We start from the raw sequence: 16,693 nt of genomic DNA on the forward strand, positions 1-16,693 counted from the left end.
GGAGTTTAATCGCACTATGGAACAATTTTTACAAAATCTTACTAGCCTTGTTTCTTCGGCTAACGGATTTATTTGGGGAGTTTACTTCCTTATTCCGCTTCTATGCGGTACCGGTTTGTTCTTTACAATCCGGTTAGGAGGAGTACAGTTTACAAAATTCGGAGCAGGCTGGAAACGCCTTTTCGGTAACTTTTCATTGAGCGGTAAAGAAGCCGGAAAACACGGTATGAGCTCTTTTCAAGCTGTTGCTACAGCTATTGCAGCACAGGTAGGTACAGGAAACCTTGTAGGTGCCATGACAGCCCTCATCATGGGCGGTCCCGGAGCCATCTTCTGGATGTGGCTTGCTGCCCTTGCAGGTATGGCAACCAACTTTGCAGAAGCTTCTATCGCTCAAATTTACAAGACAAAGGATGATTCGGGACAGACTGTAGGAGGTCCTGCATACTACATTTCTGCAGGTCTAAAAAATAAGGTAGGCGACGGCTTTGCAAAATTCCTTGCAGGTTTCTTTGCCATAGCCATCATTCTTGCTCTCGGATTCATGGGTAACATGGTTCAGGCTAACTCAATTTCAGACGCCTTCCAAAATGCTTTCCATATTCCTACATGGGTTACAGGTGCAGTTCTTGCGGTAATCGCAGGTATTATCTTCATGGGCGGTGTTAAACGAATTGCTTCGGTTACGGAAAAAGTAGTCCCCATTATGGCCATCGTTTACATTGTGGTCGGTCTTATAGTCATTATCATCAATGCAGCTCAGATCCCCGAAATGTTTGCTATGATCTTTAAGGGAGCATTTAATCCCAGGGCTGTTTGGGGCGGAGCTCTCGGTTTTGGAATGGGAAGAGCCGTACGATACGGTGTTGCCCGAGGCCTTTTCTCGAATGAAGCAGGTATGGGTTCTACACCTCATGCCCACGCTGTTGCCGATGTTAAACATCCCGTAGAACAGGGTGTTCTTGGTATCGTTGCCGTATTTATCGACACATTCATCGTTTTAAACATCACTGTATTTACCGTTTTAAGCTCAGGCATTGTACAATTTGAAGGTGGAGAAGCCACAATGAAGGGAATTAAACTCGTTCAAGAAGCTTTCGCACAGCACTTGTTCGGATCCACATTCGGCTATCTTTTCATTGCTATCTGTCTTTTCTTCTTCGCTTTCTCAACCATCATCGGTTGGTACTACTTCGGAGAAACAAACATCAGATACTTGTTCGGAACAAAGGGACTTATTCCCTATCAGCTTCTGGTAATTATCTTCATCTTTGTCGGAAGCTTGCTTAAGATTGACTTGGTTTGGGAATTGACCGACTTCTTTAACGGAATCATGGTTATACCGAACCTTATAGCCTTGCTATTCTTAAGCGGAACCGTTGCTAAAGTCTTAAAAGACTATAACAAGGGCCTCCCCTACGACGCAAGTCAGTACAAATAAGCACTAAAAAAGGGCAGCTTAAGCTGCCCTTTATCTTTACTTTTATTTCCAAAACACAAGATATGCAAAAAGATTCACAAACTAACAAAAGACTTATTATCACAAATAACCCTAAGGTTAAAACCTTCTATGAAGAAGATAGAACGGGCTTAAAAAACCGCTATGAACTTAAATTTTTAGATTCCAGAGATGAAGTTTTTAAGACGGTAAGGGATTTAATACACTCCAACTGGAAGCTCTTAAACCATGCCATGGCAGGAAATATTCCGCTTCATAAGCACCCTTATAGAAGCATGGCCTTGGAACAGCAGGAAAAGCTTGATACAAATTCTCTTATTCTTTGGGAATCGGCAATGGAAAGGGTAAAAAGAGGCAAAACGCCGCCCTACCCCGATGATGTCTTGGAAGATTTCCAAGAATTGGACTATAACTTGTTTTCAGGCTCGGTAAAATTTTAAAAAAATCTTCCGACATTCATTTATAGGACGAAAACAATTTTGTGAATTTAGAAGAAGAGCCAAGAAGTGACATCATCTATTATTTTTGTTAAAATCATTACATGTATTTCCTGTTTTTCGGACTCCGTATAAGCCTTCCATGACTCATAAGTATAGTTTTTATTTATTCTTGAATGCAAGAGAAGGGCTTTTGCTTTTATTTCCTCTTCAGTCAACTGTGAATAGGTTTGTAAAACGTTAACAACAAAATATGTACTAAGACACTTAATTAGAGGATTTTTTGCCGAATCCGATACCTTAGTGAATAAAGCGGCACTTTTTTCATAATTTTTCATCATTTGAAGGGAAAGAGCCGAATAAAATACAATCCATTCACTTGCTGTTGTTTTTAAAACAGGTAAAGACGAACTAAATTCAAAAACATCTTGATAATTCCCGGAAATCATCTTAGCTGCTGCAAATTTAGGACCCAGCTTTGATATATATTTTGGTTTATTATCCTTTAAAAAGTCACAAAATTTATTCATGGAAGTAAAATCACCTAAAAGAAGGAGAGATTCCGCCAAAAGAAGCGAACTTTTATAGGTAATCCGTTTTTTTGTATAGATTTTTTTCTCCAGTAAGGAGGCCAAAGAAGACCAATCTTCGGATTCAATATATTTGATCAAAAGTCTATTTTTTAAGAACATTATATTTACAAACAAAATAAGAATTAAAAATACAGGCCCAAAAAACCAGTTAGCTTTCCAAAATTCCCGCATAAAAGAGCCGTCAGCATAAAATAGGGGGAGGAAAAAAACGGTAAACAATAATAAAATTAAGACGATATTAAATATGGTAAGTTGTAAAATAAATTGCCCTAAAAATAAATAAAAAAGGTTCATCTGAACCAAAAAACCATTATAATGAAATTAGGAAAAACAAAGATAATGGGGAACAGATGAACCAAAACAATGATACCATAAAAAGTAAAAAATGGAAACACCTTAGCGAAAAAGAAAGATATGCGATAGAAGCATTATTCAAAAGCGACCATAACGCAAGACAAATTGCACAGTCTTTAAATAGGGATAGAAGAACGATACAGAGGGAGATAAAAAGGGGAATGGTAATAAAAGTAACAGAAAATCCATATGTAAGCCGTAATCCAAAAGTTCCTGACTATCTTGAAAAAATAGTTTACTCGGCACGAAAAGGACAACAAAGAGCCGATAAAATGAAATTACTAAAAGGCCGTGGTTTAAAAATAGGTAAGGATAAAAAACTTTTACATTATTTGGAAACATGTATAGCGGATAATAAATTTTCTCCTGATGCTGCTATAGGACAAATAAAAGAACTAGGCTTACAGTTTCCGGTTATGATATGCACCAAAACTGTATACAATATGATAGACAGAGGGGATTTTTCTAGGCTTACAAACAAAGATTTACCTGTAAAACGCAATAAAACTAAACGAAAATATAAAAAAATAAGCAAAATTGCTAAAAACAACATAAAAGGACGCAGTATTGAACAAAGAAGTGAACAGATAAATAAAAGACAGGAAAAAGGACATTGGGAAATGGATTTGGTGGTAGGTAAAGGAAGATGCTGCTTACAAGTTATGACTGAAAGAGTTACTAGAAAAGAATTAATATTTAAAATCCCCGATAAAAAACAGGAAAGTATTAAAAAAAATATAGATATGCTTGAGATGAAATATAAAGATGAGTTTAAAGAAATATTTAAAAGCATAACCATGGATAACGGGACTGAATTTTTAGACCAAGAAGGCCTTGAAACCTCTTGTTTAAAAGAAGGAGAAAAAAGGACAACTTGTTATTATGCACATCCTTATAGTTCTTGGGAAAGAGGAAGCAATGAGAATGCTAATAAATTAATTAGACGCTTTATACCAAAAGGAGCAGATATAAGTAAATATAGTGACATACAAATAAAACAAGTAGAGAATTGGATAAATAATTATCCTAGACGGATGTTTGGCTATAAAACGGCCAATCAAATGTATACATGAATTTCATAAAAATGGTATTTTTTGGGCAATACCTCTTACAATTTATAGACGATATTAAATATAACAAATAGTACTTTTAATTTCATATAAAATCCTTTATAATAATATATATTGTATCATAGGAGAGAAAATAAGTGAATACCTACAATGCAGAACATATAAAAGATTTATCGTTTTTTAATAAAAATGTTTATTTGGATAAAAAGTTTTTGCTTTTAATTCCGGAAACACCTCTTACTGCCGAGCTAAAGGCTATTTTAAACGAATGGGATTTTTCTCTCCTTTATTCTGACGGAGAACCTTCAAGTTTTATGAGTGTAAGGACCGATACTGCCTCAGGCAAGGATGTTTTGGACTCAAGCAAGGAAAACGAAATAATTTCCGACAAACTGAAAAAACAAAAGGAAATTATGGAAGAAACTGAAAATAAATTCTGGGATTTTTTACGATTTACGGATAAAATTTTTACCGATTATACTATGAAAAAAATTTTGGAACCTCGTTTAGTTTTTGATAAAATAAAAGAATTATGCGATTTTGTAAAAAGCGACAAAAAAAATATCCTTCTAATAGAAATGCAGAAATACAGCTCTCCGACAAATTATCTTGTCATGCATTCTTTGCGGTCTTCAATTTTTGCCATAATTATAGGACTTCAGCTTAAAATGCCTCCTCATAGGCTCATAGAGCTTGGAGCTGCCTGCCTTTTACACGAAATAGGTATGTTCAGGCTTCCGCCTCAATACTATATGTATGATGCCCCCTTGAGCGAAGAAGGGAAAAAGGCCTTATTTACACATCCTGTCCTATAATATTTTAAAAACCTCTTCTTTTTCTTTGCCCATATGTTTGGGAGCTCTGGAGCATCACGAAAGAGAAAATGGGCATGGATACCCGAGAGGCCTGACAAAAGAAAAAATTTCAATGTACGGCAAAATAATAGCCGTTGCATGTTCGTATGAAGCTGCTACAGCTCCACGTCCTTATAAAGAAGCTCAAGATGCATCATCGGGTATTGTGGAGATGATAAAGAATACTAACGGACAATATGATGAAACCATTTTAAAAGCCCTGCTTTATTCTCTATCCTTTTATCCTGTCGGAATGTATGTTTATCTTTCTAACGGAAAAATAGCAAAGGTAATAGATGTCAATCCTGATGACCCCAGATTCCCTATTGTTCAAATCTACGGAAAAACAACTCCTACCGGAGATCCGGTTATTGTACAAACAAAATCAAATAACGTAACCATAAAAAGACAATTATCCAAAGAAGAGCTAAAAAGTATTGATCGAAATACTGTATAAAAAAGTAAATTTAGTTTATAATCATGAAAATAAGAGGTAAGTAAATGAAAAAAAATAAGATTTTGTATTCCATATTTTTGGTATTTATTGCAGTATTTAGCCTTTGGGGAAATGAAGGAACAAAACTTTTAGAAGACTATAAAACCGTTCTTATGCGAATCAGGTATTCAAAAACTTCAGGCTTTTGTCATGACGGCAAAACAGAAATCAGGGAAGAAAAGGTAAAGGGTTCCGAAAATTCTTTTTTTACCGAACAGAGAAATATCTATTTAAAGGTAAAAAACATAAAAGAAAACAAGGTATATTATACAAGATGCTTTGAGCTACAAGAAGATAACGGAAAATTAGCAGCTGCTCCAAATTATCAAATAGAACCGGCCGTCAAAATAACGGGACATTGGAATTTTTTCAAAATAGGGAAAAAATTAAATATAACGGTATGCAGCGGTGAAAAATGTAAAAATACTGAGATAACTCTTTATGAAATAAATGAAACACCTAAAAATATAAAAGACGGCATATTTTTTGAATTCGATGAATCAGAAAAAAAGGAAGCCATGAATTTTAGTATAAGTCTTAACGCAAAGCCGATGCCTATCATAGATATTAAAGAGGAAGAAGCAAAAATGAATGAAATATTAAAGAAAATGGAAAAATATTTTACGGCAGCTCAAATTAAAGAAAAAAAAGACGCTTTTTATAAAGCCTTGGCATCTTTAAAATAATTTCTATTTTAATATAACCCAAGTGGAACCGGTGCCGCCGTCTGCATTTTTAGGATGACCGCACTCGCCTGCCCTTTTATGTTTTTCAAGATAGGAACGGACAAAGGGGGCCAATACGGCACCTCCGCCGGAGTGGTTTCCCTTACCGTGAATAATTAAAATTTTTTTAAAGCCGCGGCGTATGGAATTTTCAAAAAAAACATTTAAAGCGGCTTCGGCTTCATCGCATGTCATCCCATGTAAGTCGATCTCATCTTCGCAGTGCATCTCTCTTAATGTCTTGCGCTGCCTTGCATAATCGACTGAGGTAAACTCTTCTTGAGCATCCTTATCTTCAACGCCGTAACGCCTTAACCACATTTCCATGGGATTTATCTTTTTCGAATTATCTTCTTTTATAATCGTTTTATAGTTCTTTTTATTTAAATGCTCGTCTTTTTTTATCTGCTTTTTTCCATAAGGTTTTCCCGTTATTTTATCCCACTCGTCCAAGATGTCTCCGAAATTTTTACTCATGTAAGCCTCCCATCTTCCTAATCCGTTATAATAAAGCCGTTCTTTTTTTGCCAGCCGCCGGTACCGTCTTTTTTTTCTATAAAAAACCATTCGGAAGTTTTTTGTTTTATGATAACGGTTTCACCAATTTCCAGGGAGCTTACAATGGTTCCGCTTGTTTCGGGTATATGATAAAGTAAATACGGCTCATCATAGTTTAGCGGCCTATAAACAGCTCTTTCATATTGCCGCGAATATAAAAAGATAAGGACGGAAATCAAACCAAGACTTAAAATTAAAAAAAGCTTAAATACGATATTCTTCTTTTTATACAAGAAAAAATAGCTTGATAGCAGCAATAAAATAAAAAATAAAAACCATAATATTTTTTTTAGGATTACAGACCTGACGGCAAAGCTTTCTTTTAAATTAAGTTCTTTTTCATATTCAAGTCTTTGATTTTTTATTTTTCCCGGAAAAAAACTGCCGGCTTCCTTTGTACGTAGCTCTGCAATAAGTAAAGCCTTTTCTTTTTTTTCTTCAAAATTTTCTTTATGATTTTTCAGCTTAGTTTGACCAAGTTCGTTTTTCTTAGTGTTTAAGGCAGGGCCCAAAGTTTCATAAGCTTTTTTTTCGTCGTCGCTTATTTTTTCTTGTCCAAGGCTTCCCTTTATTACATTTACCCTTTGCTCTCTAACATAAATTTTGCGGGAATCTTTTGATTCGGAGGCTATACTTATTTGCGCCACCGGAAGACCTATATCGCCGGCTTTAAGAGGCGTCCAAAAAAAATAAGAAACAGCCTTCCAACCTGTTTCATCAATAATCGTACGCTCTATTTTTGACATATCGGATTCTTTAATTCTGACGGCAGCTTCGAAAATGGAATCTTCAGGAGCCTGACAGTTTATATCCAAACCGGAAGTCCTGCCCTCAGTTTGAACATAATCATAAAAAAAACCCATTAAAACGATGAGATATTTTTTCCCCTGTATAATTTTTTTAACCGGAGAATACGAAACAGCATCCAATATTTTCCATTTAAACGTTGTATTCTTTGATAGGGCCGGAGGTTCCACCTGAATAGAAAACTTTTTAAGTTTAGTCTGATACTTTCCCAAAGACAAGTAAGGAATAAGTTCAAAGTTTCCTATTTTTTTTAGCTTATACCTATTTGTGATTAAAATACCGCCGTATAATGAATTTATACTTGAATCCAAAAATTCAAGAACCGAATTCTCATCCAAAATAATCAGTTTAGGTTCATCCGATGACCTAGAAGAATATTCATCCAATTTTATTTTTATTTCAAAAACGGAATCTATAAATAGTGGGCCTGAAGAAAAAGATAGTTCCGGATCCTTCTCTATTCCGGCATAGATAAGTCCCGGATGAAGAGAAAAAAGAAAAAAAAGAATCAATAATCGAATGCCTGAGGCTGCTTGTTTTCTTGCTCTTTCTTTTGCCATTGTTCTTTCTCCTTTTGCCGTATTAAATTTAAAATCGTCTTTTCCAATAAATCGGCTTCTTTATTTTCAATAACGGCAGCACTTTTAGAATTAGGAAGTTTTTCCTTTTGTTTTTTTTGATAACGCATACTAAGCTCGAAATTAATCTTAGCATCAACACTATCCGGTTTAAGTTCCAGAGATTTTTTAAAAAGCCTTACAGCCTTTTCATATTCATGATTTTTAAATGCTATTATTCCTTTTTGATAATAAATATAGGAATTCAAATTTTTATCCATATTTTCATTTATCTTTTCAAAACGGGAAAGAGCCGAAGCATCTTCATTTTGCATAAGGTAGATGGAGCCGATTGCAAAATCCGAATAGTCTTTTATTTTTACATCTTTAACCTCTTCACTCAGGTCTATCGATTTAAAAAAGTTTGATGCAGCCTTATTCCAATCATTTTGTTTCCATGCAATATATCCCGAAAGAAAATTAAGCCTAGCCCTATCAACTTTACTACAAGAGGATATCAAAAAAACAAGGATGCTTATACAGATTATTTTATTTATTTTTACCATAAAAGGATACTCCGCCTAAACATAAAAAAATAAAAGCAAGTAAAAGCATTTCAAAATTTCTTTTTACAGGCTCCTGTATATAAACCATTTTTTCAACTCCCTCTACACCGGCGTCTATTATTTTTAAGATACTTTCTATAGACCCCGAACTTAAAGCCGAGATATACGTACTTTCACCTCCGGCTATACTTGCAGCCTTTTTTAAAAAGGCTTCTTCCAATCTTGCATCCTTTAATTGGATATTTCCCTTTTCATCAAGAACTTTTATTTTAGTTTCTTCAAGAGTACCGAAGCCCACAATAATTAGGATTGCATCCGTCTTTTTTATTTTTTCTGCAGCATGTAAAAGAGAACCTGAGGTTTCCCCGCCGTCCGTGCATAAAACTATTATTTTTGAGTTTCCCCTGTTTTCTCCAAAAGAATCCAATGCCCGTAAAACGCCCGCTTCAAGGTTCGTGCCTGTAGAAGAAAGAATTAAGGGAGATAAGGCATTTATTGCAGAGGATAGGGCATTTTTTTCAAAGCTTAAAGGCACCGATAAAACGCCCTCACCCTTTGTAATTACAAGGCCCACTGCAGGCTCGGCTGAGGTTTTATGCATCTTTTCGAACAAGATTTTTAAAAACTGTCTTTGTACGGCAATACGGCTGGGCTGAATATCTTGAAGGCTCATACTTTTTGAAATATCGGAGACAAACATAACCGATACTCCCCTTCTCCTGACGGAAACTGGTTTGGAACCCCAAAGAGGACAGGCCAAGCCCAAAATCAAAAAAATCCATGCAGCAGAAAAAAACAAGGCTCTTATTTTAGCTTTTTTGATTATCTTTTTTGTATTTTCCAAGCCTGAATATGCTTTTTGTATTTTTTTTAGGTTTATATAAAAAATAAACCAAACAGGAAACAAAAATAGGATAAAAAACAGGTATACCGAATTTTCAAAACTTATCATAGATATACCCTCATAAAAATTCGGCGCAAAAGCCACACAAGCACAAAGGAAAAAATTGAAGCCGACAAAAAGTACACATATAAATTTCTTCGATAATCCGGGTAAAATTAGACTGCGCTGCAGGGACCTGCTTGGATATTGTGTTAAATATATTTTCAAGTATTTCGGGTGAAGAGGCAGAGGCATATTTTCCGTTTCCGTATTGAGCGATTTTTTTTAACTCAACCTCATCGAACTTGGAAAAAATAGATCCCGAGTAGGTTTTCCCCGTTTTTCGATCTGTGTACTCCAAGGTAGTATATCCCGAACTTCCTATTCCTATAACATAAAAGCCGATGTTTTTATTTACTAAAACTTCTGCCGCAGTTTTTGGATTGATTTCACCCGTATTATTTTCACCATCTGTAAGTAAAACAATGTATGAAGAGTTCAGCTTAGTCCTTGTCATATAGGCTGAAGAAACCGCAAGCCCCATGCCGATTGCAGTTCCATCTCCTAATTCTCCTATACTCAAAGAATCGAGGCGGGATAAAAACACCTTATGGTCGATCGTAGGAGGAAGAATGAGAGCTGCAGAACTTGAAAGAGCCGTCAGGCCGAAAGAATCTCCGGGATACTTTGCAACAAATTTTCTTATAATTTTTTTTGCGGCTGCGATCCTCGTTTCTCCGTTCATATCCTTTGCCGCCATAGAAGGGCTTATGTCCAGTAAAAACATAATGGAACTTCCGGCATCGGTATAGACCTGCTTGTTTTTAAAAACAATAGGTTCCGATAGGGCTATTATTAAAAAAATAATACCGCAATACCAAAAAAAATAGCATAAGAAATTCCCAAATTCCATAAGTTTATTTTTTTTTGGGAAAAAGCCCTTCCAATTAACCAAATTTAATTTTAGCTCCGGAATTGCAACAAGGCCGCTTTTTTTTAATATAAGAAACAAGAAAAAAAACAAAATCAATAAAAGCATAAGGGGATGGTTAAAGCTAATCATTTGTATCCGCCTTGTATTTTAATTTTTCTTTTTGAGCGGCATTTACGATTTTTTGAATTTCGGATTCTGCTATTTTCATAAGTTTAAGTGTTTGATTTAAAAAATAAATACTTTCCATTTCAAAGTTTATTTCTTTTAGATCCGCAGCCCCAAAACGGAGAGCTTGAAGTTTAAAAAAGATTTTTTCAAATTCAAAGTAAACTCCGTAGGTGCTTTCAAACTTTCGTTTAAGGCTTTCCAATATTTCCGAGTATGTAAGACAGTCGCCCTCACCCGATTTTAAAACCTTTTCCGATGAAGTCAAGCTGAAGCAATACCTTCTAAAAGCAAACTCGAATTTTTTTAACCAATCCTTTCTTTTTGTAATTCCTTCAAGGCTGTCGGAAGAAGAAACGGAAGACACTTGCCGCTTTAACTTTCGCAAAGATTTATTTAAGGCCTTAATTCTTATTCTTTGAGCCCTCGAAAAAGAATAAACAAAAAAATATTTTCTTACAGCAGAAAAAACCATTATGGAAGTAAAAATAAGTACACCGCTTACGGAAGCTATAAGATAAAGCAAATAACTGGTACCCGGAAGTAAAAGAGGAGGACGCGGAGGCTGTATGACCTCAACCTTTGCCGTTTCCAATATTGAAGAAATAAAAACTTGGGGCATTGAATCGTAAATACCGGCCTCAGCCAATGAAGGAAAAAATACGGAGCCTGTTTCCCATGGAGTAAAATTTATGGATATGTATTCTTTTGTTTTCTGTTTTTTAATTTGAATGGAAGTTATATCCATCATAGTATTTTGTTTTATTTTATCAATCTTAAAAGAGCCGGACATTAAAATAGAAGGATCAAAAGATTTCAAATCATCTATGGGGAATAAAAATTCTGCGGAGTCTCCTACAAAAACCTGTTGAGGAATTAAAATGCCTTCCATCCATCCGCTCCAAACTTAGCTAAATTATCTTTTAAAACACGTTGATTGTTTTGTTTAGATAAAAAGAATTCTCCCAATACCTTTACGGTATCCTCATTTACATCGAGCAAAACAGGATTTGCAAGGGAATGCTTACAGGTATTCTCCCATCTTGATATTTCTTCAGTAAAATTCTTTTTATATTCCATCTGAAAAGTCTTAGAGTCCGTAGGCAAGAGCATTTTAAAATCGGTTTCCGGGTCTTTAAATCTTATAGCTCCGGCTTCCGGCAAAAAATAATCCATAGATCCGCTTATCTTAAGGCAAACAACATCATGTTTTGCCGCCAAGAGCCCAAGCTCCTTTTCATAGCCCTCAACCTTAAAATCAGAAATGATTATTACTAATGACCTTGAACGTAAAATCTTGGAGGCGGCAGTCATCGCAGACGTAATCTGTGTTCCCCTTACAGGTTTTCGATTTTTGCAAAAGGCAAAATCTTCCATAGATTTTAATATGGTCAAAATATTCTCTTCTCCCGTTCTAGGAAGAAACAAGGGGCCTTTTTCTCCATCAAAAAAAAGGGCTCCGACCGGGGAAAACATATGCCTCCCTGCAAAGGCTAAGAGGGCTGCCGTTTCGACAGCTTTTTCCTTAGGGCTGATTTTATCGAGCCCCGGCTCCATCGAAAGTGAAAAATCTACACATATAAAAATGCTTAGATCCCTTTCTTCACGGTACATCTTAACAAAGGTCTTACCGCTCCGTGCCGTAAGGTTCCAATCTATAGAGCGCACATCATCTCCCGTTTCATATTCCCGCACCGAATCGAATTCTATCCCTTGCCCGCGAAAAGCCGAACTGAAGCCGCCTGAACGTAAGCCTTCGGAAATAGAAAGAGAAGAGATTTTGAGTTGTTTTGCTCTTTCTGCGATAAAACCTGTTTTCATAAGTATGTATTTTAGTATTAAAACGAGTTTTATTCAAGATAGGTAAAACGGCATGATGATTACAAAATTGATTTCCGTGCCATCGGGCTCTTGATTTTTTTAAAAAAAAGACCGAAAATATAAGATATGAAGAAAGGATTTATTATATTTTTATTTGTTGTATCTTTTTACTTTACAGAACAAGCCGCTTTTACCGATGAAAGTCTTATCGGCGAAAATGAACTATCACAAGTTTTGCCGGAGGTAAAGCCCGATAAAACAGGTTCGGAAAAGATAGAATTCGCGGAAAATCCTCAAGAGCTGCAAAAAAATGAGGACTTTGCCTTTCTCTCATTTTCGATTCTCACAAGAGAAAGGTCTGTAATGATCAGCTGGAAAGCAAAACCTGAGGGGAGAAACTTAATTCTTTACAGATCGACAACGGGCTTTTCATCAATAAGCTCTCTTGCCGAAGCCGTCCCTATTGCAAATATAACCGATGACGGACTTCCCTTTTTTGACTACCCTATTCCCGGAATTCCCTATTATTATGCCATTGCCGAAGAAAACGAAATCGCTTCAGGCAAAATTCAATTTATAAACGGAATAAATACAATCAACAGCCCTGTAGAAGTTTTCGCTTCTCCTGAAGAACAAGAGAAAAAAAATGTTGCAGTACAAAACCGCCCTATTCCTCTGCCTTTTTTAAATCCTGCAAAGCAAATAAAAAAAAGAACGGAATTCTTTTCATCTCAAACCGAAACCCTTATAAACGCTCTTACGGCGGAAAAAAGGGATTTCAGAGAATTTATTATTTCTTCGCAAAGACTGGAGCCCTATGTCTTTCCTGATGACAAAAGAACTCCTGACGGCGGTGAGGGCATGGAATTACAACGAATTCTAAACGATTATTTTTATACAAAAAACTGGCAAAAATGTAATGTTGAGCTGAACAATTTTTTAAGAATACGCAGGACCTCCAGAGTTTCCGCGAGAACGCATTTTTATATAGGACAGACCCTCTTTTTTCAAAACCTCTATGACAAGGCCCTATTGGAATTTTTAACTGCCCAAGACCTGTATCCGTCTCAGGCAAAAGAATGGGCGCATTATTGTCTTGTAGAGCTAGCGAATTGAATTAGTTCAGTTCTTCGCCGGCGAATTGAATTAATTCTTCGCCGGCGAATTTCCGCTAGCGAATTTTCCTAAGGAGTAAAAGCAATAAAGAATTTTTTTGATAGGAATTCGTATAATCTTCCGCAGCTTTTTCTTTTGTATTTTCGCTAACAAGAATTACCGAATCGCCGGCATTCATTCTATCATAGTAACCGTTTCTCTTTAAAATTCCCTCGGACAAATTTTCCTCCGACTTTGAAGGTTCAAAATAACCTAAGAGATCGGATGGATCAAAGACTATGCCCAGGCCTTCTTTTTCGATAACCAAGCGGTCCTTGCGTATAACGGCAATTTTTAAATCCTTAAAATCCGAATCATGTTTTCCTATGTCGATAACGGCCTCATTTTGATAGCGGTTTATAAGCTTGCCTACTATGGGCATTGCCTCATTGAGCATTGAAGAAAGCCGCCTTATGCCGTTCGAAAAACGGTCATTACCTGAACGGTAAACGGTAAATGTTTTTGCCGGAGAACCGGTTCGCGAAACATAAAGTTCCAATATGATTTGAATATCCCTTCTATTCTCTTTAAGTTTTATAATGCCGAAATAGTCTTCATTCGCCGTACGCGATTTTTTCGAAGCCTCCCTATAAGTTGCAGGCTTATCCGAATAAGAAGTTATTTTTATTCCGGGATTATAAGAAAAAATATCCGAGGTAAGAATTTGAGTTATACGCTCGGCTTCAGGATGTAAAACATTTGAGCTTTCCATGGCATAAAATAAACCTATGGATATGTGGGCCTTATCCAAATAAAGGGGATCTATACGCCACTTTGATTGAATGGAACTTAAAAGATGTTTTTCATAAGCTTCAACTGCATCATTTACCTTTGTATTGCTCTTTACTATGGACTGAATAAAGAGCATTTGTTCCAAATATCTTTCGGGGTAACCGAGACGGAGCAAAATACTGGCATAGGCCTCTCTGCTTTCAACATCATAAGGATATATCTTCAAAGTTCGCCTGTACTCATAGAGGGCTTGCTCAGTCATATTTCGGCGGAAAAATCCGAGAGCTTTTTGTGCGTGATATTTTGAAAGCTCCATACGGAAAGAATCTTCAAAATTCAAATTTTCTATGGCAAGCTCTTCTAAAAGGCAGCGCATTATTTCATCGTCGGCATCCAAGGAAAGCCCTACCTTAGCAGCATTTATGGCCTCACCGTATCTTGCAAGCTGCCTTAAACTCAAAGTTTTTAAGTACCAAGCATCTGCCCTGTCTCTTTTTTTTGAAATCCTCATATCGGAAATCTTTATAACTTCTTCGTAACGCTTTTGTGCATATAAGACTGATGCAAGCAGGGCATAGGCCTCATCATAATCTTCTTTTAATTTAAGAGCCGAATAAATACGCCCTTCGGCCTCTTCAAGTTTTCCGTCAAGGGAATGTAAATAGGCTGCAAAATAATGAACCTGAGGATTATCTCCATGGTATTTTAAGGCTCTGTTTATGTAATCTTCGGCCTGCTTAACATTTCCGGCCTCATAGCTTACGAGGGCTAAAGAAAGAAGAGCCTTTCTGTTTTCGCCCTGACGCTGAAGGTTTTGCTTATACATCTCGGAAGCAAGATAGAGCTTCCCTTGGGAAACCTCTATTTCAGCCAAGCCGAAACGGGCTTCGGGATTGTTGGGATATTTTTTTAAAACCCCATTAAAAAGGGTCTTTGCCGCATCTATCTTTCCAAGGCCGACCAAAATAAAACCGTGGAGGTTTTGCAAATCGGGATCATCTTTTTTATATTTTCGGGCTGACTCTACAAAGGATAAGGCTTGGTCATATTCGTCAAGAGCATAAAAGCATTCGGCTAAGCCCTGATATACCAAATTATAGGAAGGGTTTTCCTTTAAAGCGGATTGGTACATTTCAATAGCCCCGTACCAATCTTCATTAGCCTGATATTCCGCACCCTTTTGATATAAATCTGCAGGGTTGCAGAATAAATAGGCCGACAATAAAGAAATAAACATAAATCCGAAAAAAAGCTTTTTCATACATTCCCCTCCCGTAAAAAGAATAGTCATATCATATCATATTTTCGGTATTGTTGCAATAAACTTATACCGATGATTACGAGATAATCGAGGCCGGTTTTGTAAAGCCTGTTATGAGCAAAAGTTTGTAAGAAACACCTGCATACAAAAAAACCGCCCTCGAAGTCGGAGTTTTGTCCGGCTGGGGGGCGGTCGATTCAATTGTTAATTTGTAATGTGTAATTTGTAATTCGGCCGGCTCGGGCTATGCACTACGACTGACATAGACTATGCACTACGGCCGGCGTAGGTTATGCTCTACGGCTGTCGTAGACTATGCTCTACGGCTGTCGTAGACTATGCTCTACGGCTGTCGTAGACTATGCTCTACGGCTGTCGTAGACGAGGGGCTTTGCCTGCCGTAGAGCCGTTGTTATGCGGCCGGAGTGAGCGGTTTATCAAATTTGCCCGTTTTAAGGGTTTTGCTTTTTTGCGATGAACCGATTATCTTCGTTCGTACCTCGATGTAATACGTTCCTGCCGCCAAATCTGCGGGAATGATGGCCATAAGGCGGGCAGGTTTGTTTTCGGCGATGACGGAGGCACGGACGGGGTTTCCCGTTTCGGGGACGAAGAAGATGCCTTGAGAGGCGTCTTTGGCGTCGAACTTGAGGCGGCTTCCGGTAATTTGTACAATGCCGCCTTTGGTCAGCACTTCGTTCGTCTTGCCGGAAACGATGTCGGCAACTTCGGTTATGTAGGGGTCGGTGCCGGCGGCTTCGGTCTTTTCGCATTTGACCTTGGTTACAGCGTCGCGAAGGAGCGTACCTGCGGTCATGTTCAAGTTGACCGTGTGCCGTTTTTTGTCGAAGGCGTCGTTTGCCCCGTTGAATACGCCCGCAATAGTCAAAGCGGTGTTGAATAAAGGCGTGTTGAGCGCCGAACCGTCTTTGATAAGGCTTGCGCAGACTTCGCCGTAGACTTGCAGCGTGGCGGCTACGTCTGCACGCGTAATGGTGGTGCCCTTGTCCATCATAAGGTCGATAATCTCGTCAAGGGTGTACGAGCGCACGTCCTGCGCCTGCGCCATGTAGTCGTCCGGCGCAGGGGTGAGTAAGTTTTCGCGAAGCGAGTATTTCAGCATAGCTTCCTCCTAAAAATGTTTTTTAAGGGGAGGTATCCCCTTAGACCCCCAACTGTTTTTGGGGAGGAAGGACACCCCGACAGAACAGGTTTTCCTCGAAGCTCCGCTGGCAGAACCTTCCTCCCCAAACCCCTCCTTCCTTT

The 16,693-nt window shown here is 37.5% G+C and carries 17 protein-coding genes; 7 read left to right on the top strand and 10 right to left on the bottom strand.

The features are described from left to right. Positions 1-16: 16 nt before the first annotated feature. The gene (locus HYB91_RS07000; RefSeq protein WP_002671600.1) at positions 17-1,441 is read left to right on the top strand and encodes an alanine/glycine:cation symporter family protein; all 1,425 of its coding nucleotides are present in this window, start codon (positions 17-19) and stop codon (positions 1,439-1,441) included. Between the two features lie 62 nt (positions 1,442-1,503). Next, positions 1,504-1,899, top strand: a complete 396-nt coding sequence (locus tag HYB91_RS07005; RefSeq protein ID WP_002677775.1) for a GrdX family protein — start codon at positions 1,504-1,506, stop codon at positions 1,897-1,899. A 47-nt stretch (positions 1,900-1,946) separates the two neighbouring features. Here HYB91_RS07005 and HYB91_RS07010 read toward each other — a convergent pair whose 3' ends face one another. Further along, the gene (locus HYB91_RS07010; RefSeq protein ID WP_253719446.1) at positions 1,947-2,426 is read right to left on the bottom strand and encodes a hypothetical protein; all 480 of its coding nucleotides are present in this window, start codon (positions 2,424-2,426) and stop codon (positions 1,947-1,949) included. Between the two features lie 413 nt (positions 2,427-2,839). On the opposite strand from HYB91_RS07010, the gene HYB91_RS07015 reads away from it, so the two are divergent. The 4 genes from HYB91_RS07015 to HYB91_RS07030 all read left to right on the top strand — a co-directional run bounded on the left by HYB91_RS07015 (position 2,840) and on the right by HYB91_RS07030 (position 5,949). Next, a complete protein-coding gene (locus tag HYB91_RS07015; RefSeq protein WP_253719447.1) occupies positions 2,840-3,916 on the top strand; it encodes an IS30-like element ISTde2 family transposase in 1,077 nt (358 codons plus the stop codon). Positions 3,917-4,050: 134 nt separating this feature from the next. Continuing rightward, positions 4,051-4,728, top strand: coding sequence for an HD-GYP domain-containing protein (locus tag HYB91_RS07020; protein WP_253719448.1), 678 nt, complete (start codon positions 4,051-4,053; stop codon positions 4,726-4,728). A gap of 37 nt (positions 4,729-4,765) precedes the next feature. Beyond that, positions 4,766-5,224: an HD-GYP domain-containing protein gene (locus HYB91_RS07025; RefSeq protein WP_371922095.1), complete on the top strand. Its 459-nt coding sequence runs from the start codon at positions 4,766-4,768 to the stop codon at positions 5,222-5,224. Between the two features lie 44 nt (positions 5,225-5,268). After that, positions 5,269-5,949 (top strand): hypothetical protein, encoded by a 681-nt coding sequence (locus HYB91_RS07030; protein WP_002677764.1) that lies wholly within the window; start codon positions 5,269-5,271, stop codon positions 5,947-5,949. 3 nt (positions 5,950-5,952) lie between these two features. Here HYB91_RS07030 and HYB91_RS07035 read toward each other — a convergent pair whose 3' ends face one another. Genes HYB91_RS07035 through HYB91_RS07065 form a run of 7 tightly spaced genes read right to left on the bottom strand, consistent with a single transcriptional unit; the run spans position 5,953 to position 12,279 of the window. After that, positions 5,953-6,465 carry a Smr/MutS family protein gene (locus tag HYB91_RS07035; RefSeq protein WP_002677762.1) on the bottom strand — a complete coding sequence of 171 codons (513 nt, stop codon included), beginning with the start codon at positions 6,463-6,465 and terminating at the stop codon, positions 5,953-5,955. 17 nt (positions 6,466-6,482) lie between these two features. Further along, on the bottom strand, positions 6,483-7,913 hold the full coding sequence (locus tag HYB91_RS07040) for an SH3 domain-containing protein (protein ID WP_002677761.1): 1,431 nt from the start codon (positions 7,911-7,913) through the stop codon (positions 6,483-6,485). Beyond that, complete coding sequence (locus tag HYB91_RS07045; protein ID WP_002677758.1) at positions 7,862-8,476, bottom strand: tetratricopeptide repeat protein; 615 nt, start codon at positions 8,474-8,476, stop codon at positions 7,862-7,864. Before HYB91_RS07045 ends, HYB91_RS07040 begins: the two co-directional genes overlap by 52 nt. Beyond that, positions 8,460-9,428 (bottom strand): vWA domain-containing protein, encoded by a 969-nt coding sequence (locus HYB91_RS07050; RefSeq protein WP_002677755.1) that lies wholly within the window; start codon positions 9,426-9,428, stop codon positions 8,460-8,462. The genes HYB91_RS07045 and HYB91_RS07050 overlap by 17 nt, the downstream gene beginning before the upstream one ends. A gap of 10 nt (positions 9,429-9,438) precedes the next feature. Continuing rightward, on the bottom strand, positions 9,439-10,422 hold the full coding sequence (locus tag HYB91_RS07055; RefSeq protein WP_253719449.1) for a VWA domain-containing protein: 984 nt from the start codon (positions 10,420-10,422) through the stop codon (positions 9,439-9,441). Continuing rightward, entirely contained in the window at positions 10,415-11,350 is a 936-nt protein-coding gene (locus HYB91_RS07060; RefSeq protein ID WP_002677751.1) for a hypothetical protein, read from the bottom strand. The genes HYB91_RS07055 and HYB91_RS07060 overlap by 8 nt, the downstream gene beginning before the upstream one ends. Then, complete coding sequence (locus HYB91_RS07065; RefSeq protein ID WP_002668524.1) at positions 11,335-12,279, bottom strand: DUF58 domain-containing protein; 945 nt, start codon at positions 12,277-12,279, stop codon at positions 11,335-11,337. Before HYB91_RS07065 ends, HYB91_RS07060 begins: the two co-directional genes overlap by 16 nt. A gap of 126 nt (positions 12,280-12,405) precedes the next feature. On the opposite strand from HYB91_RS07065, the gene HYB91_RS07070 reads away from it, so the two are divergent. Then, positions 12,406-13,395, top strand: coding sequence for a tetratricopeptide repeat protein (locus tag HYB91_RS07070; protein WP_002677749.1), 990 nt, complete (start codon positions 12,406-12,408; stop codon positions 13,393-13,395). 55 nt (positions 13,396-13,450) lie between these two features. Here HYB91_RS07070 and HYB91_RS07075 read toward each other — a convergent pair whose 3' ends face one another. Both HYB91_RS07075 and HYB91_RS07080 read right to left on the bottom strand, forming a co-directional pair. Continuing rightward, positions 13,451-15,427, bottom strand: a complete 1,977-nt coding sequence (locus HYB91_RS07075) for a tetratricopeptide repeat protein (RefSeq protein ID WP_002677747.1) — start codon at positions 15,425-15,427, stop codon at positions 13,451-13,453. A 412-nt stretch (positions 15,428-15,839) separates the two neighbouring features. Further along, positions 15,840-16,550, bottom strand: a complete 711-nt coding sequence (locus tag HYB91_RS07080) for a DNA-binding domain-containing protein (RefSeq protein WP_253688464.1) — start codon at positions 16,548-16,550, stop codon at positions 15,840-15,842. Positions 16,551-16,693: the final 143 nt, after the last annotated feature.

The organism is Treponema sp. B152, assembly GCF_024181665.1.
In the GTDB taxonomy this organism is placed as follows: domain Bacteria; phylum Spirochaetota; class Spirochaetia; order Treponematales; family Treponemataceae; genus Treponema_B; species Treponema_B denticola.